Raw genomic sequence first — 25,192 nt, forward strand, 5'->3', positions numbered from 1 at the left:
AAGCACTTAATCATTGCTGCTATAGTCGCGAACGCCGCCAAAAGCGGCCTGGACAGCGGCACCACGGTCAAAAACCGGCCCTGACCAACGCAATTCACCAGGACGCGAGGCCGTCCTACGGGGCTTTCGCTACGTAACGGTGGAGTTTGCAGTTGTAACAAGCGCAGGTGACATGAGGCCTGAATCACACCGCCGAGCAGAGTTTTAACTCGCCTGGCAGGCAAACATTCAAGGCCAGTTCACAAAGTGCAGTCAGCTGCGAATGACCTCGAGCGAACGCTTCGGAAACACTGCCTAAATTAGCCATGATGCGTGACCTCCCCTTTCGGAGCTCACGGTAAATGCCAACCCGCTGCGGATTCTGCGCGCGGCAGCACCCGAATTATCAGGGATACGTGTAGGGTGGAGATGCACAACCGCTGGACTGTGTAGCAATAGGCTTTATCAAGACGCTTCATCTCGTCCACAGCCGCTGGTTGATTCCTCCTCCTGACTGAGTGCTTAAGTAGCCACAGCAAGCAGGACGCGTACGTCGCGGTATCGGCCCAATTGGTCGCACATCGCTGGACACGGGAATGGCCAACCACTCCCGACGCACCTGACACCGACCGTGAGAAGTCGTGTGTGCCGAACGCCGTTTCCGGCAGCCCGGAAACCGACGGTACTACATGAAAAGAATGCTGATTAACGCAACTCAACCCGAAGAGTTGCGTGTTGCACTGGTAGATGGCCAACGCCTCTACGACCTGGACATCGAATCCGGTGCACGCGAGCAGAAGAAGGCCAACATCTATAAAGGCCGCATCACTCGCATCGAACCAAGCCTTGAGGCTGCCTTTGTCGATTTCGGCTCCGAGCGCCACGGCTTCCTGCCACTCAAAGAAATCTCCCGCGAATACTTCAAGAAAGCTCCTGAAGGCCGCGTCAACATCAAGGACGTCCTGAGCGAAGGCCAGGAAGTCATCGTTCAGGTCGAAAAAGAAGAACGTGGCAACAAGGGCGCAGCCCTGACCACCTTCATCAGCCTGGCCGGTCGCTACCTCGTACTGATGCCGAACAACCCGCGTGCCGGCGGTATCTCCCGTCGCATCGAAGGCGAAGAGCGCAACGAACTGCGTGAAGCGCTGAACGGCCTGGTTGCACCAGCCGACATGGGTCTGATCGTGCGTACTGCCGGCCTGGGCCGCAGCAGCGAAGAAATGCAGTGGGACCTCGACTACCTGCTGCAACTGTGGACCGCCATCAAAGAAGCCTCGCTGGATCGCTCCGCGCCATTCCTGATCTATCAGGAAAGCAACGTGATCATCCGCGCCATCCGTGATTACCTGCGCCAGGACATCGGCGAAGTGCTGATCGACAGCGTTGAAGCCCAGGACGAAGCCCTGACGTTCATCCGCCAGGTGATGCCGCAGTACGCCAGCAAGATCAAGCTGTACGAAGACAGCGTTCCGCTGTTCAACCGCTTCCAGATCGAAAGCCAGATCGAGACCGCTTTCCAGCGCGTCGTTGAACTGCCTTCCGGCGGCTCCATCGTTATCGATCCGACCGAAGCCCTGGTGTCCATCGACATCAACTCGGCGCGCGCCACCAAAGGCAGCGACATCGAAGAAACCGCCCTGCAGACCAACCTTGAAGCCGCCGAAGAAATCGCCCGTCAGTTGCGCCTGCGCGACATCGGCGGCCTGATCGTCATCGACTTCATCGACATGACCCCTGCCAAGAACCAGCGCGCCGTGGAAGAGAAAGTCCGCGAATGCCTGGAAGCCGACCGCGCTCGCGTGCAGATCGGCCGCATCTCGCGCTTCGGCCTGCTGGAAATGTCCCGTCAGCGCCTGCGTCCATCGCTGGGCGAAAGCAGCGGCATCGTCTGCCCGCGTTGCAACGGCACCGGCATCATCCGTGACGTCGAATCGCTGTCGCTGGCGATCCTGCGCCTGATCGAAGAAGAAGCCCTGAAAGACCGCACTGCTGAAGTTCGCGCACAAGTGCCGATCCCGGTGGCCGCGTTCCTGCTCAACGAAAAACGCAACTCGATCACCAAGATCGAACTGCGCACCCGTGCCCGTATCATCATCCTGCCGAACGATCACCTCGAAACGCCGCACTTCGAAGTTCAGCGCCTGCGTGACGACAGCCCGGAAGCCGCGACCAACCAGTCCAGCTACGAAATCGCTGCTGCCGCTGCCGAAGTCGAAGAAGTCCAGCCAGCCGCTGCGACCCGCACCCTGGTTCGCCAGGAAGCCGCGGTCAAGACTGCTCCGGCACGCGCCAATGCTCCGGTTCCGACCGAAGCTGCCGCCCCTGCCGCACCAGCGCCTGCGCCAGTTGCCGTACCAGAGCCTAGCCTGTTCAAAGGCCTGGTGAAGTCGCTGGTCAGCCTGTTCGCTACTAAAGAAGAGCCTGCCGCTCCGGTTGTGGTTGAAAAACCGGCTACCGAACGTCCGGCCCGCAACGAAGAGCGTCGCAACGGTCGTCAGCAGAGCCGCAACCGTAACGGTCGCCGCGATGAAGAACGCAAGCCGCGCGAAGAACGTGCACCGCGTGAAGAGCGCGCCCCACGCGAGCCGCGTGAAGAGCGTCAGCCACGTGAAGCCCGTGAAGTCCGCGAGCCGCGTGAAGCCCGCACTGAAGCCCCAGCCGCCCGCGAAGAACGCGCACCACGCGCCCCTCGTGAAGAACGTGCACCGCGCGCTCCACGCGAAGACCGCAAGCCACGTGGCGAGCGTGAAGAACGCGTGCGTGAACTGCGCGAGCCTCTGGACGCCGCTCCCGTTGCTGCGGCCGTTGCCGAAGTGACCGCTGAAGAGCGTCCGGCCCGTCAGCCACGTGAAGAACGCGCTCCGCGTCCACCGCGTGAAGAGCGTCAACCGCGCGCCGAACAGGCCGCTGCTGCCGTCGCTGAAGAAGAAGTGATCAGCAACGAAGAGCAACTGCCGGAAGACGGTTCGGAGAACGCCGAAGGCGATCGCCCACGTCGTCGCTCCCGCGGCCAGCGTCGTCGCAGCAACCGTCGTGAGCGTCAGCGTGATGCCAACGGCAACGTGATCGAAGGTTCGGAAGAGTCCGAGTCCGGCGAAAACGCTGAAGCGCCGGACACTGCCGATCTGGCTGCCGGCCTGGTTGTAACCGCCGCTGTCGCCAGCACTGTGATCAGCGCTCCGGCCGAAGCACAGGCTCACGAGCAAGCCGAACGCGCCACCGCCGCTACTCTGGAAACCGCTCCAGTCGAAGCACCGGTTGTTGAAGTAACGACTCCGGTAGAAGTGACTGTTGCTCCGGAAGTCGAAGTAGCACCGGTTCGCGAAGCTCAGCCGCAGTTCGAAGCTTTTGCTGAACCTGCTGCTGAACCTGCAGTAGTCGCCGAAGCGCCAGTCGTTGTTGCAGAGCCGGTTGTCGAAACCGTCGCTGAAACCGTGACCGAAACCGTGCGTGAAGTTCGCGAAGAGCAGACCGCATTCAACTGGGTTGCCGAGCCTGCCGCCGCTGAAACACCAGCGCCTGCATTCGAAGCGCCAGTTTTTGAAGAAGCCAAGGCTGCCGAACCTGCTCCAGCGCCAGTCGTTGAAGCACCGGTCGTCGAAGCGCCAGTGGTTGCCGAAGCACCTGCTCCGGTCGTTGAAGCGGCTCCGGTCAGCGCTCTGGCGCCAAACGGTCGCGCGCCAAACGACCCACGTGAAGTGCGTCGTCGCAAGCGTGAAGAAGAGCGTCTGGCGAAGGAAGCCGAACTGGCCGCCGCTGCTGCTCCGGTTGTTGCCGAGCCAGTGGTTGCTGAAGTGGTCGAGGCAGCGCCTGCACCGGTTGCTGAAGAAGCCGTGGTTGAATCGGTGATCGCTGAAGCACCACGCTCCGTTCAGGACGCGGTCGAGCACAACGAAGAGGCCCAGGAAAAAGAACACGAGCCTAAACCTCTCGTCTGATTCCTTAAGCCAATAAAAAGCCCCGCCTGATGATTCAGGCGGGGCTTTTTTATGCCTTTTGATCTTGCTGTTACTTGAACACCAACGCCTCAGGCACATCGATATCCCACAACACCCCCGGATCATCGACCACCACTTCCACCACCCTTCCCTGCTTGAACAAAGGCCTGGCCCCGCGATCACCGGACAACGCCAACAACTCCAAACCAAACGAACGACCAAACCCCACTGGATGCCCAAACTCGCCATCGTGCACCGGCACGCTCACCGCATCGTCAGCCATCGCCGCGACCACCCGCTCGATGCTCGACGGCAAGATAAACGGCATATCTCCCAACACGATCAACCAGCCATCCACATCCGGGCAAGCCGCCACACCCACAGCAATACTGTCGCCCATGCCAGTCGATTCAATCGAAACCACATTACAGCCATAGGCCTGCGCCATGCGCATTGCCTGCGGTCGAGCCTCAGTGGTCACCAGCACGCGCTTGTCGAGGCTAGCCGGCAGGTTCACCAACACCTGCTCGATCACCGAGCGCACAGCGCCATCACGCCCGGTGCAATCGGCCAGCAATTTGTCCTTGTCCGCACCCGCCACTTGGCGAAAGCGACTGCCCTCGCCCGCCGCCAGCACAATCACACCGATGGATCGACTCATGCGCCCTCCAGTGACTTCTTCTGCTTCAATTCAACGCCGTTCTTGATCGCGACAATTTCCGCCAAAAGGGACAAAGCGATTTCCGCCGGCGAATGACTGCCGATATGCAAACCGATCGGCCCGTGCAACCGAGCGATGGCCTGTTCCGACAAACCTAGCTGAGCCAGATTCTCGCGACGCTTCTGACTATTGACCCGCGAACCCAGCGCGCCGACATAAAAGGCCGGCGAATCGAGGGCGGTCAGCAAGGCCATGTCATCCAGGCGCGGATCGTGAGTCAGCGCGACAATTGCCGTGCGCTCATCGGTCTGAATGCTCAATACCGCGTCATCCGGCATCCCTGGGACGAAACGACCGTGATGCTCTTCCCAACCGTAGACGAATTCGGTGCGCGGATCACAAATCAGCACTTCGAAATCCAGCAACCGCGCCATGTCCGCCACGTACCGCGACAGCTGTCCGGCGCCGATCAACAGCAGACGCCAGCGCGGGCCATAAATGGCGCGCAGGACCTTGCCGTCGAACACCAAAGAATCTGACTTGCTGGCGCCAGTCAAAACCACTTCACCGGTTTCAATGTCCAGCTCACGGGCAACAATTTCATGGGCTTCGCAACGCGCGAGCAGTTCGGCAACCCATGATGGATCACCGACACGCTCCTCGGTCAGACGCAGCGTACCGCCGCAAGGCAGGCCAAACCGCGCCGCCTCTTCGCGGGTGACGCCGTAGGTGATCAATTGCACCGGTGGCCCATCGGTAACGATGCGCCCGTCGTGCAGGCGGGCGATCAAGTCATCCTCGACACACCCGCCCGACACCGAGCCGATCACCACGCCATCCTCACGCAATGCCAGCATGGCGCCGGGTGACCGAGGCGCGGTGCCCCAGGTCTGCACCACGCTGAACAGCACCACCCGCTGCCCGGCGCGGCGCCATTCGAGCACGCTGCGCAGGACGTTGAGGTCGACGCTGTCCATTACGCCTGCGCCTTCTGCCAGCCCTGCAACTGATAACGCACTGGCAGGTTGCGGATGCGTTGGCCGGTGGCCGCGAAAATCGCATTGCACAGCGCCGGCGCAATCGGCGGCACACCCGGTTCACCGACACCACCCAACGGTACGTCGCCCGGTGGCGTCACCAGATGCACCGCGACTTCCTTCGGCCCCAGCGACATGCGCGCGACCTCGTACATATGGAAGTTGTCCTGCTGCACCTTGCCGTCCTTGAAGCTGATCTCACCCAGCACCGCGTTACCAAGGCCCATGACGCAGGCGCCCTCGAACTGCGAACGGATGCGCTCAGGGTTGATCTGCGGCCCGCAATCGACGGCGATGTCAGCCTTGTGCACGATCAGCGTGCCATCGTCCTTGACCTCGACTTCGATCACTGCGGCCACATAGGTGACGAAGCTGTAATGCACCGCCAGCCCCAAACCCCGGCCCTTGGGTAACTTGCGACCCCAACCGGCAGCCTTGGCCGCGGTTTCCAGTACGGTGCGCATGCGCCCGGTGTCGATCGGATAGCGCTCAGGGGATTCGCCGTAGTTCCACTCTTCGCTCAAGGTGCGCGGATCGATCTGTCGATCCGGGCCAAGCAACTTGACCTGGTACTTGAGCGGATCAACACCGGCCTTGTGCGCCAGTTCATCGACAAAGCTCTGGATCGCGAACCCGTGGGGAATGTTCGACACCGAGCGATACCAGCCGACCCGCGTATGCACCGTGGCTTCGGGGTTTTCCAGGCGCACGTTGGGAATGGCATAGGCCATGTTGGTGAAACCCATGCCCAGTTCGAACGCCGCTTCATGGTTCATACCGGGAGCGAACAGCGCAGTGATGCTCGGCGCCACGGTGCGATGCAGCCAGCCGGACGGCATGCCGTCCTTGCCAACACCGGCCTTCAGGTATTCGGCGGACACGGTGTGGAAATACGAGTTGTGGATATCGTCCTCGCGCGTCCATTGCACCCGCACAGCTTTGCCAGGGAATTCTTTGGCGAGAATCGCGGCTTCAACGACGAAGTCCGGTTTTGATTTACGACCGAAACCACCACCCAGCAGCGTCACATTGAACGTGACGCTATCGAACGGCAGACCGAGGCGCTCAGCGATTCGTTCGCGAGTCACCTGCGGCGCCTGACTCGGCGCCCAGGCTTCGCAGACACCGTCCTTGAAACGGGCGATGGCAACCATCGGCTCCATCGGCGCCTGCGCCAGGTGCGGCAAATAATAAGAAGCTTCGAGGGTGCTGGCAGCACCGCTCAGGGCTTTATCGATATCGCCGGTATTGCGCACCACTTTGCCGGGCTTCAGCGAAGCGGCTTCCAGCTCTTTGCGATAGGCAATCGAGTCGTAACTGGCGTTCGGGCCATCGTCCCACTCGATTTTCAGCGCTTCGCGGCCCTTGATGGCCGCCCAGGTGTTACTGGCGATAACTGCCACACCGCCCAATGGCTGAAACTCTGAAGGTAGCGGGCGGCTTTCGATCTGAATGACTTTAAGCACACCGGGGACTTTCAGTGCAGCGCTGTCATCGACCGATTTGACCTTGCCGCCGTAAACCGCCGGACGGGCGATGGTCGCATACAGCATGCCGTCGAAATGCACGTCGGCGCCGTAAACCGCGCGGCCATTGACGATGTCGTCGCCGTCGATGGCTTTGGTGCCGTCCTTGCCGATGTAGCGAAACTCCGACGGCTGCTTGAGGCGCAAGCTGTCGCGCGCCGGTACTGCCAAGGCACTGGCGGCGGCGGCAAGTTCGCCATAGCCCAGCTCGCGGCCGGACGGTTTGTGCAGAACTTTGTGCAACTGTGCGTGGCACTCGCCGACCGGCACTTTCCACTGCTCAGCCGCCGCTTGCTCAAGCATGGTCCGGGCAGCGGCGCCACAGCGACGCATCGGCTCGTACCAGTGACGCATACTGCGCGAACCGTCGGTGTCCTGGTTGCCGAAGCGCACTTCATCGCCCGGCGCCTGCTGCACTTTGACCTTGGCCCAATCGGCTTCCAGCTCATCAGCGACGACCATGGTCAGGCTGGTACGCACGCCCTGGCCCATCTCGGAACGGTTGCACACCACGGTTACCGTGCCGTCAGCAGCGATGCTGACGTAGACCTTAGGATCATCGATCCAGCCGTTGGGCATGCCATCGGCGCCAAATTTCTTCGGTTTGTCTTCGGCCAACGCATCCTGCCAGCCCCAACTTGCCGCCAGCACCAGCGCGCCGGTGGCGCTGACGCCTTTGAGAAACCCACGGCGGCTGAGGTTGCTCAGGGCGAAATCATTCGGTAGGCGACTCATGCCTTGGCCTCCTTCAGATGAGTGGAAGCCTGACGGATCGCGGTTTTGATCCGGTTGTAGGTGCCGCAGCGGCAAATGTTGCCGACCATCGCTTCTTCGATCTGCTCGTCGCTAGGGTTCGGATTGGTTTTCAGTAGCGCGGTGGCAGACATGATCTGGCCACCCTGACAGAAACCGCACTGGGCCACGGCGCTGTCGAGCCAGGCCTGCTGGACGACTTGCCCGACTGGGTCAGCATGAAGGTTGTCGATGGTGGTCACGTTCTGCCCGACCACCGAGCCGATCGGCGTGATGCAACTGCGCGCGGGCAAGCCGTCGATATGAATGGTGCAGGCGCCGCACAGGCCCATGCCGCAACCGAACTTGGTGCCGTTGTAACCGGCGACGTCACGAATTGCCCAGAGCAGCGGCATGTCTTCAGTGACATCGAGGGGATGGTCTTGACCGTTGAGTTTCAGGGTAATCATGGGCACGCCCGCATATTTTTGGAGGTTATGGGGTCGAGCAATCTGCCGCCGGAAACATCAGCGGTGGGTTCGCAGATCGACTCAGGCTAGTCAGGCTCTCTTGCGACGACGAAAACGTCTGCACCGGGCCTTTGGTGGAGCAAATGGCTGGTATCGTTAGCTCGCTAAGTTAACCCAGCATTAACAAAAAAGCCCTGCACTTTTTATCAGTGCAGGGCTTTGGATGGCGCCTTGAAAGCTTAGCCTCAATAACGATTGGGCTCCATTTCCAGTTCGACATTGAAACGCTCGGAAATATCTTTCTGGATACGCTGCGCCAGATCGAGCAATTGCAGCCCGGTCGCCGCGCCGTAATTGACCAGCACCAGCGCCTGCAATTTATGCACGCCGGCATCGGCCTCACGGAAACCTTTCCAGCCTGCGCGCTCGATCAGCCAACCGGCGGCCAATTTCATCTGCCCATCCGGCTGCGCATAGGCCACCAGATCCGGGTGTTGAGCCTTGATCTGCTCAACCAGCGCCGCCGACACCAGCGGGTTCTTGAAGAAGCTGCCGGCATTGCCGAGCACCGCCGGGTCCGGGAGTTTTTCGCTGCGGATGCTGCAAATTGCGCGGCTGACGTCAGTAGGCGTCGGTTGTTCGATGCCCTGCTCGTTCAGACGCTGACGCACCGGACCGTATTCCAGATGCAAATGAGCGACGCGGTCGAGCTTGAAGCGCACCCGCAGAATCAACCAACGTCCCGGCTCCTGCTTGAACAGGCTGTCGCGGTAGGCGAAGTTGCATTCCTCCAGGCTGAAATCGCGCAGCTCGCCGGTCTGGCGATCCAGCGCCGTGAGCCCGGCGAACACATCCTTGATCTCGACACCGTAGGCACCGATGTTCTGCATCGGCGCAGCGCCGACGGTGCCGGGAATCAGACTGAGGTTTTCCAGCCCGGACAACCCCTGCGCCAGGGTGTGTTGCACGAACGGATGCCACGGTTCGCCGGCTTCGGCTTCGATCACCACGCGGTTGCCGTCATCACTGATCACGCGAATACCGCGAGTGGCCATGCGCAGTACCAGCGCCGGGATATCAGCGGTCAACAGCAGGTTGCTGCCACCACCGATCACCAGCAATGGCACATCGCGGGACTCGGCATACGCCAAGGCTTCGCGTACATCATCATCGCTGTGGGCTTCGGCAAACAATTGCGCGCGAACCTCCACACCAAAACTGTTGAACGGTTTCAGGGAAACCTGCGGTTGTACCAACAAACTCATAACCGCCCCTTCACTTCGATCAACAGTTGGTCACAGGCCGCTTCGATCAGGTCCAGGACCTGCTCGAACCCCTGATCACCGTCGTAATACGGATCAGGTACTTCATCGACCAACCCGGCATAACGACGCAGGAACAGATCCAGCTCCGCCTTGCCGGTGGACGGTTGCAACGCCTTGAGATTGCGCAGATTGCTGTTGTCCATGGCCAGGATCAGGTCATAACTGGCGAAGTCGGCACGACTGACCTGCTGCGCGCGTTGCGCCGACAAGTCATAACCGCGCACTTTGGCTGCGGCCTGGCTGCGTTTGTCCGGCGGATTGCCGACGTGCCAGTCACCAGTGCCGGCGGAGGCCACTTCGACCTGATCCGCCAGCCCCGCTTCACGCAGTTTTTGGCGCAACACGCCTTCCGCTGTGGGTGACCGGCAGATGTTGCCCAGGCACACAAACAAAACGCGCATCAGGCCTCCAGCAGGCGACGAACGCGTTCGAGGTCTTCGACGGTGTCGACACCGGTTGGCGGTGCGATCAGCGCGTCGGCGACATGAATCCGCACGCCGTGCCACAGGGCACGCAGTTGCTCCAGGGATTCAGTGTTTTCCAGCCAGCAAGGGCCCCAGCTCACGAAATCCTGGAGGAAACCGGCGCGGTAGGCATAAATGCCGATGTGGCGACGATAAGGCACGCCTTCTGGCAATTGCTCGCGATTCTTGGCGAACGCATCGCGCGCCCACGGCAAGGTTGCACGGCTGAAGGTCAGCGCCAGACCATTAACGTCGCTGACAACTTTGACCACGTTCGGATTGAACAGGGTTTCCACGTCTTCGATCGGCTCGGCCAGGGTGGCCATGCGCGCTTCGGTGTGGGCGGCAAGGTTGGCGGCGACCTGATCGATCACGCTCGGCGGGATCAACGGCTCGTCGCCCTGCACGTTGACCACGATCGCGTCGGCCTCAAGGCCCAGTTTCGCCGCGACTTCGGCCAGACGATCGGTGCCGGAATTGTGATCTTCACGGGTCAGCACCACTTCGGCACCAAAGCCCTTGCAGGCCTCGACGATACGCGCATCGTCGGTCGCGACGACTACGCGGCTGGCGCTGCTTTTGCTCGCCTGTTCCCAGACGTGCTGGATCATCGGCTTGCCGGCAATCAACAGCAACGGTTTGCCCGGCAGCCGAGTGGAGGCGTACCGCGACGGGATGACAACGGTGAAGGCTGTGGTCATTTATCCAGGCGCTCGTCGGTGGTCAGGGTGCGGGCTTCAGTTTCGAGCATCACCGGGATGCCGTCGCGGATCGGATATGCCAGACCGGCGCCCTTACTGATCAGCTCGGTCTTGTCGGCGCTGAGCTTGAGCGGGCCTTTGCAGATAGGGCACGCGAGGATATCGAGCAATTTGGTGTCCATGAACATTCCCTGGAATAAAGAGTTAAGGCAAAAGCCGGTCCGGTAACAGACGCATCAGTTGGATGTCGAACCAGGCCACAAAGGCCGGCGACGGCACCGCATCGACCGCCAGATACCACCAATCGGCAGCAGCGAAGGCACGGCACTTCACCGCGTCCTTTTCGGTCATCACCAACGGCAATGACGGCGTGAAATTCAAGGCCTGCACGCTGTACTCGGCGTGGTCGGCAAACGCATGGGGGACTGGGCGCCAGTCTAGCGCTTCGAGGGTATTGAAGAAACGTTGCGGATTGCCAATCCCGGCGACCGCATGCACGCTTTGACCGGCAGAAAAATGATCGAGCGGCTTGCGCTCGCCACTGCGCAGATTGACCAGCGCGGTGGGTTGCAGGCGGAAGGCGAACCCGTCCTCGCGATCGTCCGTCGCGCCGTTGAACAGCACGCCGTCGACGCTTTGCAAACGTTCGATCGGCTCGCGCAAAGGCCCGGCGGGCAGGCAACGCTTATTGCCCAGACCCCGGGCGGCGTCAATCAACACCAGTTCCAGATCCCGGCCTAGGCGGTAATGCTGCATACCGTCGTCGGACAGGATCAGGTCCAGCGGTTCGCTGGCGAGCAAGGCTTTGACCGCCGCGCTGCGATCAGGATCGATCATCAGCGGCACGCCGGTGCGCTGGACGATCAGCAATGGCTCGTCGCCTGCAATGTCAGCGCTTTGCTCCGCTTCGACCCGCCACGGCAGTTGCGGCGGTTTGGCGCCGTAGCCACGGCTGACCACACCGACGCGCAAACCGCGGCGTCGGCAATGTTCGATGAGCCAGAGGATCATTGGCGTCTTGCCGGTGCCGCCGACAGTGATATTGCCCACCACGATCAACGGCACTGGCGGCTGATAGATTTCGCCCTCGCCATCGAGAAAGCGCTGACGCTTGCCCACGACGACGCGGCGATAGAGCATTTCCAGCGGCCGCAACAGCGTCAGGGCCGGGTGCCCCTGATACCACGCGGCGAGCAAACGATCAGACAGGCTCATCAGGATTTGGGCGCCGCCTCGACCGTGGTCATGCGCAGATGGCTGAAACCGAGCTTGCCGGCCGCGTCCATGGCGGTGATCACCGATTGATGCTGAGTCTTGCCATCAGCGCTGATCGACAACGGCATATTGGTGTCACCGTTGGATTCCTTCTGCATGGCTTCCATCAAAGTCGGCAGATCGTTTTTCGGCAGAATCTTGTTGTTCACCGAAAACACGCCCTCGGCGCTGATGGCGACGTCGATCTGCTTGACCTGCTGATCTTCGGCCGGCGAACCACTGACCGCTTCCGGCAGATCGACACGCAACTGGGTCTCGCGGGTAAACGTGGTGGTCACGACGAAAAACAGCAGCAGGATGAACACCACGTCGATCAGTGACGCGAGGTTGATGTCCACGGTTTCCCGGGGCTTGCGACGGAATTTCACGCGCGGCCCTCGGCCAGGTCGACGTCACGGTCGCCCTGCACCACTTCAACCAGTTTGATTGCTTCCTGCTCCATGCCCACCACCAACTCATCGATGCGACGTTGCAGGAAACGGTGGAAGAACACCGCCGGAATACCCACCATCAGGCCTGCCGCAGTGGTGATCAGCGCTTTGGAAATACCGCCGGCCAGCACCGAAGCATTAGTGGTCATGCCTGATCCGGTAAAAGCACTGAAAATATCGATCATGCCCAACACCGTACCCAACAGACCCAGCAACGGCGCCATGGCAGCAATGGTGCCGAGTGCATTGACGTAGCGCTCGAGTTCGTGGATCACCCGGCCGGCGGCTTCTTCGATGCACTCTTTCATGATCTCGCGACCATGCTTGGAGTTGGCCAGGCCCGCCGCGAGGATTTCACCCAGCGGCGAATTGGCGCGCAATTCCTTGAGTTTTTCTTTATTGAGCTGTTTGTCCTTGATCCAGACCCAGACTTGGCCCAGCAGATGCTCGGGGGTAACGCGGCTGGCGCGCAGGGTCCACAGGCGCTCGGCGACAATCGCCATGGCCGCGATGGAACTCAGAATGATCGGCAACATCATCCAGCCGCCGGATTTGACCAATTCCCACACAGTGACAGTCCCCTCGAAAAAGTGCGCCACTTTACCATACCGGTTCGCGATTAAGACCCGCCGCTCCGACGACCGTGATGCCGCATTCGTGCGCCCCCCGATCAACGGGCAAAAGCGGGCGGATCACGCCAGAAGCGTCGGTGTTGGCGCATTGTCCTGGGCGGTTTGAAGGTACCGAGTTGCAGATGAATGGCGCCATGCACGGCACTGTCGTAGATGCGCAGACCCTGTTTGCGATAGCGGGCGAGCACGGTGGGGTGCGGATGCCCGAAGGAATTGCCGTGGCCTCGAGAAATCAGCACAGCGTCGGGGTTCAAGGCTTTGAGCAAGGCCATTGAAGAGGAACTGCGACTGCCGTGGTGCGGCGCTTGCAGCCATTGCGTAGGCACCGCCAATGGACTTTCCAGCAAGACGCGCTCGGCATGGGTGTCGATATCACCGGTCAACAGCAGGCGCTCACCATTAGCCTCGATCTGCAATACGCAGGAGCGCTGATTACTGTCGTGGGCATCCGACCATTGCCAGAGCTGAAAACTGACGCCATCCCAGTGCCACTGGCGTGCGCTTTCGCAGGCTTCGGCATTCAATTCGGCGGGCAATCCCGGTGGGTCACCACTGATGACTCGATCCACCTTCAAGCTGCGCGCCACTGCCAGGGCCCCACCGGCATGATCGGCATCGGCGTGGCTGAGCAGCATCAAATCAAGTTTCTCGACCCTCAATTTGCGCAAGGCCGGCAGCACAACACGCTCACCGAGATCGAAATCACCGAAACGCGGCCCGGCGTCGTAAAGCAAGGTGTGATGCCGGGTGCGGATCAGAATCGCCAGCCCCTGACCAACATCGAGCTGCCAGATATCGGCCAATCCTGCGTCCAGTCGCTCTCTTGGCGGTACCACAAGGACTATCAGCAAGGGCCAACCCAGCGGACGCAGCGGCACCCCACGGGGCAATAGCAGCAGCACGGCACCGAGACTGCCGATGGCCAACGCCCACATGGGAATCGACGGCGCAATCCACGCGGGCCAGTGCCCGGCGATTACCGCCAGCCCCTGAAATAGCCAGTCGATCAAACCACCGGACAGCCACAACAGCCCCTCACCGACATACGGCACCGGCAGCAACAACGTTCCGAGCAGTGCCGGTGGCAACACCACCAGGCTGACCCAGGGCACTGCGAGCAAATTCGCCAACGGCCCACTGAGACTGATCGGCAGGTTCAGCGCCATCAGCACCGGACACAAACCGATCGCAATCAGCCATTGCGCCCGCGTCCACGTCTGCCACCAGCGCCACGCCCCGAGGCGACCGCCAAAAATGAAGACAAGCACCGCCACCGCCGCGAAGGACAGCCAAAAACCGGGCCGTAAACTGGCTAGCGGATCGAGCAACAGCACGCAGTTGAACGCCAACAACAGCGGCCACCACGCGCCGAGATGGCGAAAACGCAGGCGCCATAACAGCACCAGCCCGACCATCACGCAGGCCCGGCGCACTGGCACATCAAATCCGGCGAGCAGCCCGTAACCGAGCGCGGCAGCGAATGCCAGACCACAGGCCCACGACAGCCAAGGCCAACGCAACGGCCACAGCCCATATCGGGCCAACCCGGCGACCAGCAAGTACATCACCGCCGCCAACATGCCGATGTGCTGGCCGGAGATCACCAGCAAATGCACGGTGCCGGTGTCCTGCAGGATCTGCCAATCCTCGCGACTGAGCCCGGAGCCATCGCCCAGTACCAAGGCCGCCAACGCGCCTGCCCGCCCCTGGGCGTCCACCTCAAGCAAACGCTGACGAATGCTGTCGCGCCACGCCCATCGCGCTTCGCTCAGGCGCTGGCCATCCTTGATCGTGCCGGTTGCGCCGATGCGTTGCGCCAGCAACCAGGCTTCGTAATCGAAGGCATCAGCATTGAGTAAACCGCCAGGACGCTTGAGCTTGACCGCCAGGCGCCAGCGTTCGCCACTGTTGACCGGCGGCCCGGCGTACCACGCCAGACGCATCAGCGGCGGCAGTTTGCCGTGACGCGAGCGCGCATCAGCCAATTCAAAACGCACCACACCTTCGCTGATTTGCGGCAAGCCGACCACCCGCCCTTCAAGCCAGCGGGTCTCACCGTCGAGTTTGACCGGCAATCGATCATTCAATGCCCATTGCGCGCCGACACAGGCCCAAGTGAACCCAAACAGCAAAAAAGCCAATGGATAGCTGCGAAACGGCAGCAACATCAAACCGGCGATCGGCAACAACAGCAACAACCAGACCGGCGGTAACGCCGGCATAAAAACAGAGGCAAGCAGACCGACTGCCAGCGCCATCATCCCTGTGCGCATAAGCCCGTCCTTGAGAGTCCCGCTCTTAGGCATAGCGGCTCTTTCGCACGACCGTCGTCAACAATTGTCACAAAGTCTGAATGGGGGCTTCGTAGAATCCAGACATACTTGCCGCCTTAACCGACCGAGAAGCCTTATGCCCCGGCGCTTATTCAAACGTTACATGCCCGACCCGACGAGCATCAGGGAACACAAATCCTTACGCTTTCTCGGCAAGTTGCTGCATGACCCGAACCTCTGGCACCTCAATCGTCACTCGGTGGCTCGCGCGATGGCGGTCGGGCTGTTTGCTGCGTTTCTGCCGATTCCGGCGCAGATGCTGGTTGCAGCAGCGCTGGCCATCATCGTGCGTGGCAACATGCCAATCGCCGTCAGCCTGGTCTGGCTGACTAATCCGATCACCATGCCCGCGGTGTTTTTCTGCACCTATCAGGCCGGGGCGTGGTTGATGGATGTGCCGGCACGGCATCTGCCGGATGAGTTGACGTGGGAATGGATCAGCGGCGAGCTGTCGACGTTGTGGCAACCGTTTTTGCTGGGTTCGGTGGTAGTAGGGCTGGTGCTTGGTGCCCTCGCCTATTGCGCGGTGATGATGTATTGGCGCTGGTGGGTAGCGCGGCAATGGGCACGGCGCAAAAAGAAACGAATGTCGTGAATGCAAAACGGCCTCCGCAATGGGAGGCCGTTTTTTTGTGCTGCCTGGACTGACGCCATCAATCCTACAGGGATATTGTGCGCTCTTAAGTACGCATCCCGCGCCCACTCACCAGCAACCGCGCGCAACCGAAATACAGCACCACGGTCGCTACCAGCATGAAGGTGATCGCAATGCCGATGCGGATATCCGACACCCCAAGAATGCCGTAGCGAAAGGCGTTGACCATGTGCAACACCGGGTTGGCCAGCGATACGGTCTGCCAGAAAGGCGGCAGCAGAGTGATCGAGTAGAACACGCCCCCCAGATAGGTCAGCGGCGTCAGCACGAACGTCGGGATGATCGAAATGTCATCGAAGTTGCGTGCAAACACGGCGTTGATGAAACCCAGCAACGAGAAGATTGTTGCCGTCAGTACCACCACCAGAATGGTCACACCCAGGTGATGCACCTGCAAATGGGTGAAGAACAGCGACAGGATGGTCACGATGACGCCGACCATCAACCCGCGCAGCACGCCACCGCAGGTGTAGCCAATCAGGATCGTGTGCGGCGACACCGGCGAGACCATCAACTCTTCGATGGAACGCTGGAATTTGCTGCCGAAGAAACTCGACACCACGTTGCCGTATGAGTTGGTGATCACCGACATCATGATCAGCCCCGGCACGATGTACTCCATGTAGGTGAAGCCACCCATGTCGCCGATCTGCCGGCCGATCAGGTTGCCGAAGATCACGAAGTACAGAACCATGGTGATCGCCGGCGGCAGCAACGTCTGCGGCCAGATCCGGGTAAAGCGTTTGACCTCGCGGTAAACGATGGTTTGGAGTGCGACTAGGTTGGGACGGAATTCGGAACTCATACCGCCACCTTCGACAGATTTTTCTCCACCAGGGACACGAACAGTTCCTCGAGGCGATTGGTTTTATTACGCAGGCTCAGCACCTCGATGCTCTGCAGGGCCAGTTGGCCGAACAGCGCGGTGATGCCCATGGACTTGTCGACCTGGACTTCCAGGGTATGGCTGTCGATCAACCGGGCGGGATAGCCGATCAATTGCGGCGCGGCATTCAAGTCGTTTTTCAGGTCCAGCAGGAAGGTTTCAACGTGCAACTGGCCCAGCAGTTGTTTCATGCTGGTATTTTCGACGATCGTGCCGTGGTCGATGATGCCGATGTTGCGGCATAACTGCTCAGCCTCTTCCAGATAGTGCGTGGTGAGGATGATGGTGATGCCTTTCTGATTCAGTTCGGTGAGGAACGTCCACATCGAACGGCGCAGCTCGATGTCGACCCCGGCAGTCGGTTCGTCGAGGATCAGCAGGCGCGGTTCATGCACCAGCGCACGGGCAATCATCAAGCGACGCTTCATGCCGCCGGACAGCGAACGCGACGGCACATCACGCTTGTCCCACAGGCCGAGCTGGGTCAGGTACTGCTCGGCGCGTTCCTTGGCGATCTTCGCCGGAATGCCGTAGTAACCGGCCTGGGTCACGACGATATCGAACGTTTTTTCGAACTGGTTGAAGTTGAATTCCTGGGGCACCACGCCGATCGAGCGCTTGAGCGCTGCCGGGTTCTTGTCCAGGTCATTGCCAAAGATATTCACCGTGCCGCTGGTCTTGTTCACCAGGGTCGAGAGAATGCCGATGGTCGTGGATTTGCCGGCACCGTTGGGGCCGAGCAAGGCGAAGAAGTCACCTTCGGCGACGTCCAGATCGATACCACTCAAGGCCTGGAACCCGTTGCCGTAGGTTTTGGTTAGCTGCCGGATGGACAGAGCGGAACTCATATCTGATTTACGCACCATGGTGAAGGGAAGAAAGACATAAATAAGGGCGGGCGGCGAGGGATACAACCGCGGCGCACGAGCGCAATGGTGCTTGCCGTCGCCGCACAAGTACAGTCAAGTGTGTCGATAGTAGGTATTAAGTCAACGCGGTCATGACTGCTTTCTGATACGCCGGACGCTGTTTCAGGCGCTCGTACCAGGCTTGCAGATTCGGTTGTGCCGCGCGTTCGATAGGCATCTCGAACCAGGCATAAATGAAACTGCCGAGCGGAATATCGCCCATGCCGATTTCGTTGCCGGACAAGTACGGTTGGCTGGCAAGTGCCTGATCGGCCATGCTCAGCAACTCATTACATTCTTTAATCGCCGCATTGATGGCGGGCCAGTCCTGTTTGTCCACCGGGGTACGCAACACGCCCCAGAACACTGTGCGGAACGGCCCGGCAAAACTCGAGGTGGTCCAGTCCATCCACTTGTCGGCGGTTGCCCGGGCCTGCGCATCCGCCGGATACCACGCGCTATCGGGCGCATGTTTGGCCAGCAGATAGCGGACGATGGCGTTGGATTCCCACAGCACGAAGCCGTCATCCTCAATCACCGGCACCCGACCGTTCGGGTTCATCGCGCGGTACTCGGGCGTGTCGACCACGCCGAACGCACCACCGGCATCAATCGCCTCGTAAGCCAGGCCCAATTCCTCGGCAGCCCACAGTGGCTTCCTGACATTCGATGAGTTTTTCCGTCCCCAGATCTTCAGCATGACCGCCTCTTTGCAAATGAGTGGGCAGGCAGCATACGCCGGATCAGACGAGCCTGACATCACTGTGCATGTCACCCAACAGTTGCGGCTGATGATCACCGAACAGGTGTGGATAGCACTTCTCCAGGTGTTCAAAGAAGAAGGTTTCCGGCACATCGGCGAACTGGCCGTGATCGACCAGATACTCCATCAGTTGCGCACCGTCACGGTTGAACGGGTGGAAAACGCTGTCGTTGATGCCGTCGAACTCCAGCGGTGCCACATTGAACAATTCGCAGAGTTTCTGGTTGAACGCCGGTGTTGCCTTGACCCAGCGACCATTGAGAAACAACTCGGTATAGCCATGCATGGCGAACATATCGCTTTTCAGAAGCTCAAGCAGACGCGGGGTCGACAGATGATTGCGGACATCGGCCAGACCGATGCGCGCCGGGATTCCACAATGTCGAGCACACCCGGCGAGCAGCGTGGCTTTCGGCACGCAGTAGCTTTCCCCTGTCGCCAGCGCATAGCTGCCGCGCAACGTTTGCGGATCGCGACTGAAGGTGTAAGGGTTGTAGCGCACCGCCTCACGCACCGCGTAATACAGACTGACCGCCTGCGCGAGTGGATCGCGGCTGGCACCACGATGCATTTCGGCGAACTCCACCACCGCCGGGTGGTCACTATCGATGAAGCGGCCGGGACTCAGATACTCGTGCATGACGACAGATCTCCTGGGTGAGCCCCGAGTCTAGCGACAGCTCAAGCACAGAGATAACGACGTTTCGGCCAAACTTGGACGCAAAGACGCGGGACTGGCGAACGATTTCCCACACGCGTTGCCCACCGAACCTACGAAAACCGTCCGGGGTTTCCCACGATTTCAATCACCTTGCTCTGACCACCCGCTTTTGCAGATGCCGTCTAAGCTCTGGAGGGTCGATTTGCCTTGGTTCACGGAGGACTGAAATATGCTGTTGTTGTGGATACTGGTTTTGATCGTTGGCGTGGCGTATCTCGCCCACCGGCGCATCGCCCCGCTGCCCGCGTTGGGCATCGTTGCCGTCTACCTGCTGGCAATGGGGATTTTCAGTCACGCGCCGGGCTGGCTGCTGCTGGTGTTCTGGGTCGTCCTGGCGGTGGTTGCCGCGCCGCTGCTGCTGCCCGACCTGCGTCGTAAACACTTCACTGCGCCGCTGTTCAACTGGTTCCAGAAAACCCTGCCGCCGATGTCGCAGACCGAACGCGACGCGATCGATGCCGGCACGGTCTGGTGGGACGGTGAACTGTTCAGCGGCCGTCCGGACTGGGACAAACTGCTGTCCTATCCCAAGGTGCAATTGAGCGAAGAAGAGCAGGCCTTTATCGACGGCCCGACCGAAGAACTCTGTGCGATGGTCACTGACTGGCAGATCGGCCAGTCGATGGATCTGCCCCCAGAAGCGTGGACGCACATCAAGGAACACGGCTTCTTCGCCCTGATCATTCCCAAGGAATTCGGCGGTAAAGGCTTCTCCGCCTACGCTCACTCCCAAGTAGCGATGAAACTCGCCACCCGCAGCGGCGATCTCGCGTCCACGGTCATGGTGCCCAACTCGCTAGGCCCAGCCGAATTGCTGCTGCATTACGGCACTGACGAGCAACGCAATCACTATCTGCCGCGGCTCGCCCGTGGCGATGACATCCCGTGCTTCGCCCTCACCGGCCCGCTCGCTGGTTCGGACGCCGGCGCAATGCCCGACACCGGGATCATCTGCAAAGGTCAGTGGGAGGGTCAGGAAGTCCTTGGCCTGCGTCTGAACTGGGAAAAGCGCTACATCACCCTCGGCCCGGTGGCCACCCTGCTCGGCCTGGCCTTCAAAGCGTATGACCCGGATCACCTGCTGGGCGACAAGGAAGACCTCGGTATCAGCCTGGCGCTGATTCCGACTGATACCGCGGGCGTGGAAATCGGCCGTCGGCACCTGCCGCTGGGCGCTGCGTTCATGAACGGCCCGAACTCGGGCAAAGACGTGTTCATCCCGCTGGACTTCCTCATCGGTGGTCAGGAGATGCTCGGCAAAGGCTGGATGATGCTGATGAACTGCCTGTCGGTCGGGCGTTCGATCTCGCTCCCGGCGGTCGGCACCGGCGCGGCCAAGTTCACCAGTCTGGTGACCGGGCAATATGCGCAGATTCGCGAGCAGTTCAATGTGCCGCTGTCGGCCTTCGAAGGTATTCAAGAGGCGATGGCGCGTATCGGCGGCAACGCCTGGATGATGGACGCCGCACGCATGCTCACCGCCAACGCGGTGGATCTGGGCGAGAAACCGTCGGTGCTGTCGGCGATCCTCAAGTACCACCTCACCGAACGCGGTCGCGAGTGCATCAGCCACGCCATGGATGTGCACGGTGGCAAGGCGATCATCATGGGCCCGAACAACTACCTTGGGCGCAGCTGGAACGGTGCGCCGATTTTCATCACCGTGGAAGGTGCGAACATTCTGTCGCGCAACCTGATGATCTTCGGTCAGGGCGCGATTCGCTGCCATCCGTTCGTGCTCAAGGAAATGGCCCTCGCCGGTCGCGAGGACAAGGATCAGGCGCTGAAAGAGTTCGACGGCCTGCTGCTCAAACACATCGGGTTCGCCGTGAGCAATGCCGCCAGCACGCTGGTGCTGAACCTGGGTATCGGCCACTTCGAACACGCGCCGGGGGACAAAATCAGCCAAGGCTACTTCCGCGCACTCAATCGTCAGGCCGCGGCGTTCGCGATGCTGGCCGACTTCAGCATGATGTTGCTGGGTGGCGAACTGAAACGTCGCGAACGCTTGTCGGCACGTCTGGGCGATGTATTGAGCAACCTGTATCTGGCCTCCGCCGCGCTCAAGCGATATCACGATCTGGATTCGCCGGCTTACATGGAGCCGCTGTTCCGCTGGGCGATGGAAGAAAGCCTCGGCCAGTCGGAACGCGCACTGGATGAACTGCTGAGAAACTTCCCGAACAAAGTCTTCGGCTGTGTATTGCGGGTCATCGTGTTCCCGTTCGGTCGTCGTCACAAAGGTCCGTCGGACAAACTCGGTGCCGAGGTCGCAGGTGTCATTGGCCGTGCCAAGGGTGATCCGGCACTGGAAGAACTGCTTGCCGGCTGCTATCGCCCGCAATCGGCAAACGATGCAGTGGGTGCCCTGCAGCACGCCAGCGACTTGCTGCACGCCGCGCAACCGCTGCATAAAAAACTGCACACGTCGCTGAAAAGCGGTCAGGTCAAAACGGCCGCAGGCGAACATGCTATCGATGCGGCGTTGGAGGCCGGCGTGTTGCAACCGGTGGAAGCGCAGAGCTTGCGCGATGCCGAAGCGGCGCGGCGCAAGGTGATCGACGTCGATGACTTCGACAAAGAGGAGCTGACGCTGGCTGAGGGGAAAGTCCGCTGATCCCTTCCAGCGTATAGCTGTTTATTTGTGAAAAATGGGCGCGGGCGCTTTATACTCCCGCGTCCGTTTTGCTCTTGAGGACTTATCTCGTGTCCAACGTCGTTGCCGATCATCTTGTTTTGCTCGACCACCTGCGCAGTATCCTGGTCGCCGTAGGTGAGGCCGAACAGGTTCCCGAAGAAAGCCATGCCTTGTTCCTGGAGCGCTTCGACGAACTGCTGGCGTCATTGCCGATCGATCCGATCGAAAGCCAATACCTGGGCCAGGACATCCTGACTCAAGTGATTACCCGTTACCCGCAAATTGCCCACTTGATCCCGCGGGATCTGCTGTGGTTCTTCGCCGGCGACTGCCTGCACTACCTGGCCGATGAAGAAATCGACATGTATCAGGCGCTGGAAGAACGTCGCTTTGAAGCTGAACAGAACGATGAGCCGTTCGACTGGAACCAGGAAAAGCAGCTGTTGGCGATGTCCGCTCAGGACAGCAAGCACTGATACTCATCGAGTAATGAAAAGGCCCGCATGACCATTCATGCGGGCCTTTTTTTGATCTTCAGCTTTTAAAGCAATCCCTCGCTCTCCGGCAGCTCGTAGGCCATCGCTGCATTACTGGTATTGCCTGCCTTTCCCGGTTTGCTCAAGGTCGGCTCTTTGTCCAGACACTCCACCAGATAATCGATAAACACCCGCAGTTTTGGCGGCAAGTAGCGCGTAGGCGAATGCAGCAGCCACAGACCACCGTGGTAGGAAGCCAGGAACGTCCAGTCCGGCAGCACCTGCACCACCAACTTTTGCTCCAGCGCATAACGCGCAGTGAAATACGGCAGGCTGCCAATGCCGATGTGCTGTAACACCGCCCCCAGGCGCACGCCAGTGTGGTTGGCGGCATATCGACCACGCACACCAACCGTCACCGCTTTGCTGCCTTTCTTGAATTTCCAGCGCGCATCACTCGGGGTTTCGCCCAGATAAATGCAGCTGTGATTGAGCAAATCATGAGGATGCGTCGGCGTGCCGTGTTCGGCCAGATATTGCGGAGTGGCGCAGAGCAAATGATCAATGGTCAGCAACTGCCGCCCGACCAACCCGGCTGGCGGCCGATCAGTAATTCGAATCGCCAGGTCGACATGGTCGTCAATCAGATCGACTTGCCTATCCTCCAGCAGCAACTCCACATCAACCTTGGGATAACGCCGCAAAAACTCGGGCATGTGTGGATGAATGACAAAACGCCCCACCGCCTTCGGCACGCTGACCCGCACCAGGCCCTCGGCTTCATGAGTGAATTGCCCGCTGATTTCCATCACTGACTTGGCAGCGCTGACCATCTCCTGACAGCGTTTGAACACCTCTTCCCCGCCATCACTCAGGCGCAACTTGCGAGTAGTGCGCTGCAACAAGCGAGTGGCCAAGGCCTTTTCCAGTCGCGAAATACTGCGACTGATCGCCGACGGCGACGAACCCAGTTGGCGAGCCGCTTCAGAAAAGCTGCCGGTCTCCACGACCTTGACGAAAATCGCCATTTCGCCGAGCAATGGCAAGGGAAGATTGATGCTCACAGCGCACAAGTCCTTTGATGTTTGAACGGATTATCACGTTATTGCACGATTCATATAATAAAAATAGAAACTTTAATAAGGGCATGGAATATGACGCTTCGCCTCTTTTTCCATAGTGATGACCTCAAGGCCAATGTGGAAGTCCTCGACTGCACGCCCTACGAGAACGAATTTGCCGTAGTGCTGCGCGCCACTCTGTTTCACCCGCAAGGTGGCGGCCAACCCTGCGACACCGGCTGGATTGGCGAAAGCCAGGTGCTGCGCGTCGTACAGGAACCGGACCGGATCATTCATTTTGTCGACCGACCGGTAAAACTTGGCATGACCTGTATCCGGGTCGATGAACAACGCCGCTGCTTCAACACGCGCATGCATTCGGCCGGGCACCTGATCGGGCATTTCGTCCAGGCCATGGGCTGGATGCCAATCAAGGCGCACCACTGGCCGGATGAGGGCCGGGTGCAATTCAAGCCGGGCGATGCGGCTCAAGAAGTTGATGCACAAACCGTTCAACACGGCATCGGCCAGTGGATCGAAGACGATCTGCCGCGCCTGACCTCGCTGCGCGAAGGCGCGCGGGAAATCGGTTTTGGTGAACTGCCGGCCTATGGCTGCGGTGGCACCCATGTACGCAGCCTGAAGGATCTGGGCACAGTCACGATCGCGTCCCTTTCGCAGAAGAAAGGCACGTTGTCCGTCCACTACAGCGTGGATTGAGCATTTCGGACGCTGCCCTGCGCAGCGTCCGGCGCCGGGGAACCGCACTCGCCGGTTCCGTTGACTATCGATAGATGGACCTAAAAAAATGATGCTAGACGTCGAGCGTCTCGATGAGACGTGCATAAAAAAACTGGCCAACGAAGAAGTCCTCGCCATCCGCGTCAAAGGCTTTTTGCCCGAGCCGCTGGCGATCCAGATTGGCGACAAGATTCTCGCTCCAGGCTTTGAGGGCTACATCAACGCACCGAGTATCGGCCGCATCGGCATGGCGTTTTACGAGGCAGAAAACCAACCGCTGTTGATCGAGGATTACTTCGAACGCGCCACCAGCAACATCGCTGAATTGCGTAATCGCTGTGCGCCCTATTCCTCGCCGGTCGACACCTTGCGCTGCATGCTCGACGAATCCTGGCCGGCCGGTGCCCATCTGGAAAACCTCTACGGTCGCAAGATGTATATCGGCCTGTCGCGGGTGGTGAAGCCGGGCGTGTGCTTCCTTGCCCATCACGACATTTTCGCCAAGGACGCACCGGAGAGCTTTCAGGCCCGCAGCCTCGAAGCGCAATTTGCCTGCAACGTTTACTTGAACATGCCGACCGAGGGCGGCGCATTGCAAATGTGGGACGACGACATTTCTCCCGATCAGTTCGACGAAATGCGCGGCGACAGTTACGGCATCGACCCCGCACTGCTTGGCCCGCCGACCCTTGAAGTGCGGCCCGAGCCCGGCGATTTCATCATGTTCAATTCGCGCTGCATGCACTCGGTGACGCCAGGTGTGGCGGATCCGCGCTTGAGCCTTTCCTTCTTTGTCGGCTATCGCGGCAATGCTTCACCCCTGACCTTCTGGAGCTGAG

At 60.2% G+C, this 25,192-nt stretch carries 23 protein-coding genes; 6 read left to right on the forward strand and 17 right to left on the reverse strand.

All coding sequences use genetic code 11. The features are described from left to right. Positions 1-668: 668 nt before the first annotated feature. Positions 669-3,917: a ribonuclease E gene (rne, locus tag ACA043_RS21685; protein ID WP_497657901.1), complete on the forward strand. Its 3,249-nt coding sequence runs from the start codon at positions 669-671 to the stop codon at positions 3,915-3,917. Positions 3,918-3,987: 70 nt separating this feature from the next. Here the strand turns inward: rne and ACA043_RS21690 are convergent, their stop codons facing one another. From ACA043_RS21690 to ACA043_RS21745, 12 genes are all read right to left on the reverse strand, one after another. Further along, a complete protein-coding gene (locus ACA043_RS21690) occupies positions 3,988-4,578 on the reverse strand; it encodes a nucleotidyltransferase family protein (protein ID WP_497657902.1) in 591 nt (196 codons plus the stop codon). Beyond that, positions 4,575-5,555, reverse strand: coding sequence for an XdhC family protein (locus ACA043_RS21695; RefSeq protein WP_489878998.1), 981 nt, complete (start codon positions 5,553-5,555; stop codon positions 4,575-4,577). Before ACA043_RS21695 ends, ACA043_RS21690 begins: the two co-directional genes overlap by 4 nt. Next, entirely contained in the window at positions 5,555-7,876 is a 2,322-nt protein-coding gene (locus ACA043_RS21700) for a xanthine dehydrogenase family protein molybdopterin-binding subunit (RefSeq protein ID WP_497657903.1), read from the reverse strand. Before ACA043_RS21700 ends, ACA043_RS21695 begins: the two co-directional genes overlap by 1 nt. Beyond that, positions 7,873-8,343, reverse strand: coding sequence for a (2Fe-2S)-binding protein (locus ACA043_RS21705; RefSeq protein WP_123466814.1), 471 nt, complete (start codon positions 8,341-8,343; stop codon positions 7,873-7,875). Before ACA043_RS21705 ends, ACA043_RS21700 begins: the two co-directional genes overlap by 4 nt. A 245-nt stretch (positions 8,344-8,588) precedes the next feature. Next, the gene (gene murB, locus ACA043_RS21710) at positions 8,589-9,608 is read right to left on the reverse strand and encodes a UDP-N-acetylmuramate dehydrogenase (protein ID WP_497657904.1); all 1,020 of its coding nucleotides are present in this window, start codon (positions 9,606-9,608) and stop codon (positions 8,589-8,591) included. Next, positions 9,605-10,069 carry a low molecular weight protein-tyrosine-phosphatase gene (locus ACA043_RS21715; RefSeq protein WP_305439152.1) on the reverse strand — a complete coding sequence of 155 codons (465 nt, stop codon included), beginning with the start codon at positions 10,067-10,069 and terminating at the stop codon, positions 9,605-9,607. Before ACA043_RS21715 ends, murB begins: the two co-directional genes overlap by 4 nt. Next, complete coding sequence (kdsB, locus tag ACA043_RS21720) at positions 10,069-10,833, reverse strand: 3-deoxy-manno-octulosonate cytidylyltransferase (protein ID WP_187677806.1); 765 nt, start codon at positions 10,831-10,833, stop codon at positions 10,069-10,071. The genes ACA043_RS21715 and kdsB overlap by 1 nt, the downstream gene beginning before the upstream one ends. Then, complete coding sequence (locus tag ACA043_RS21725; protein ID WP_187677807.1) at positions 10,830-11,015, reverse strand: Trm112 family protein; 186 nt, start codon at positions 11,013-11,015, stop codon at positions 10,830-10,832. The genes kdsB and ACA043_RS21725 overlap by 4 nt, the downstream gene beginning before the upstream one ends. A 22-nt stretch (positions 11,016-11,037) precedes the next feature. After that, positions 11,038-12,048, reverse strand: a complete 1,011-nt coding sequence (lpxK, locus tag ACA043_RS21730) for a tetraacyldisaccharide 4'-kinase (RefSeq protein ID WP_401270138.1) — start codon at positions 12,046-12,048, stop codon at positions 11,038-11,040. Further along, complete coding sequence (pocB, locus tag ACA043_RS21735; protein WP_489878993.1) at positions 12,048-12,476, reverse strand: flagellar polar localization protein PocB; 429 nt, start codon at positions 12,474-12,476, stop codon at positions 12,048-12,050. The genes lpxK and pocB overlap by 1 nt, the downstream gene beginning before the upstream one ends. Continuing rightward, complete coding sequence (pocA, locus tag ACA043_RS21740) at positions 12,473-13,108, reverse strand: flagellar polar localization protein PocA (protein ID WP_167394894.1); 636 nt, start codon at positions 13,106-13,108, stop codon at positions 12,473-12,475. The genes pocB and pocA overlap by 4 nt, the downstream gene beginning before the upstream one ends. A 101-nt stretch (positions 13,109-13,209) precedes the next feature. Further along, positions 13,210-15,444 carry a DNA internalization-related competence protein ComEC/Rec2 gene (locus tag ACA043_RS21745; RefSeq protein WP_497657905.1) on the reverse strand — a complete coding sequence of 745 codons (2,235 nt, stop codon included), beginning with the start codon at positions 15,442-15,444 and terminating at the stop codon, positions 13,210-13,212. Between the two features lie 136 nt (positions 15,445-15,580). Here ACA043_RS21745 and ACA043_RS21750 point away from each other — a divergent pair, with 136 nt between their 5' ends. After that, the gene (locus ACA043_RS21750; protein WP_187677811.1) at positions 15,581-16,099 is read left to right on the forward strand and encodes a DUF2062 domain-containing protein; all 519 of its coding nucleotides are present in this window, start codon (positions 15,581-15,583) and stop codon (positions 16,097-16,099) included. Positions 16,100-16,184: 85 nt separating this feature from the next. On the opposite strand, the gene ACA043_RS21755 is transcribed toward ACA043_RS21750, so the two are convergent. The 4 genes from ACA043_RS21755 to ACA043_RS21770 form a co-directional block, all read right to left on the reverse strand. After that, on the reverse strand, positions 16,185-16,964 hold the full coding sequence (locus tag ACA043_RS21755) for an ABC transporter permease (protein ID WP_187677812.1): 780 nt from the start codon (positions 16,962-16,964) through the stop codon (positions 16,185-16,187). Next, on the reverse strand, positions 16,961-17,893 hold the full coding sequence (locus ACA043_RS21760) for an ABC transporter ATP-binding protein (protein ID WP_489878991.1): 933 nt from the start codon (positions 17,891-17,893) through the stop codon (positions 16,961-16,963). The genes ACA043_RS21755 and ACA043_RS21760 overlap by 4 nt, the downstream gene beginning before the upstream one ends. A gap of 136 nt (positions 17,894-18,029) precedes the next feature. Further along, a complete protein-coding gene (locus ACA043_RS21765) occupies positions 18,030-18,653 on the reverse strand; it encodes a glutathione S-transferase family protein (RefSeq protein WP_497657906.1) in 624 nt (207 codons plus the stop codon). 43 nt (positions 18,654-18,696) lie between these two features. Then, positions 18,697-19,356: a transglutaminase-like domain-containing protein gene (locus tag ACA043_RS21770; RefSeq protein WP_187677815.1), complete on the reverse strand. Its 660-nt coding sequence runs from the start codon at positions 19,354-19,356 to the stop codon at positions 18,697-18,699. Between the two features lie 250 nt (positions 19,357-19,606). Here ACA043_RS21770 and ACA043_RS21775 point away from each other — a divergent pair, with 250 nt between their 5' ends. Both ACA043_RS21775 and ACA043_RS21780 read left to right on the forward strand, forming a co-directional pair. Continuing rightward, the gene (locus ACA043_RS21775; protein WP_497657907.1) at positions 19,607-22,054 is read left to right on the forward strand and encodes an acyl-CoA dehydrogenase; all 2,448 of its coding nucleotides are present in this window, start codon (positions 19,607-19,609) and stop codon (positions 22,052-22,054) included. An 89-nt stretch (positions 22,055-22,143) separates the two neighbouring features. Further along, entirely contained in the window at positions 22,144-22,551 is a 408-nt protein-coding gene (locus ACA043_RS21780; RefSeq protein WP_305439164.1) for a PA2817 family protein, read from the forward strand. Positions 22,552-22,616: 65 nt separating this feature from the next. Here the strand turns inward: ACA043_RS21780 and ACA043_RS21785 are convergent, their stop codons facing one another. Beyond that, positions 22,617-23,615, reverse strand: a complete 999-nt coding sequence (locus ACA043_RS21785; protein WP_497657908.1) for a LysR family transcriptional regulator — start codon at positions 23,613-23,615, stop codon at positions 22,617-22,619. Positions 23,616-23,705: 90 nt separating this feature from the next. On the opposite strand from ACA043_RS21785, the gene ACA043_RS21790 reads away from it, so the two are divergent. Both ACA043_RS21790 and ACA043_RS21795 read left to right on the forward strand, forming a co-directional pair. Further along, entirely contained in the window at positions 23,706-24,332 is a 627-nt protein-coding gene (locus ACA043_RS21790; protein ID WP_489878987.1) for an alanyl-tRNA editing protein, read from the forward strand. Positions 24,333-24,420: 88 nt separating this feature from the next. Further along, positions 24,421-25,191 carry a 2OG-Fe(II) oxygenase gene (locus ACA043_RS21795; RefSeq protein WP_497657909.1) on the forward strand — a complete coding sequence of 257 codons (771 nt, stop codon included), beginning with the start codon at positions 24,421-24,423 and terminating at the stop codon, positions 25,189-25,191. The last annotated feature ends 1 nt before the right edge of the window (position 25,192 follow it).

The organism is Pseudomonas sp. LBUM1648 (assembly GCF_059716145.1).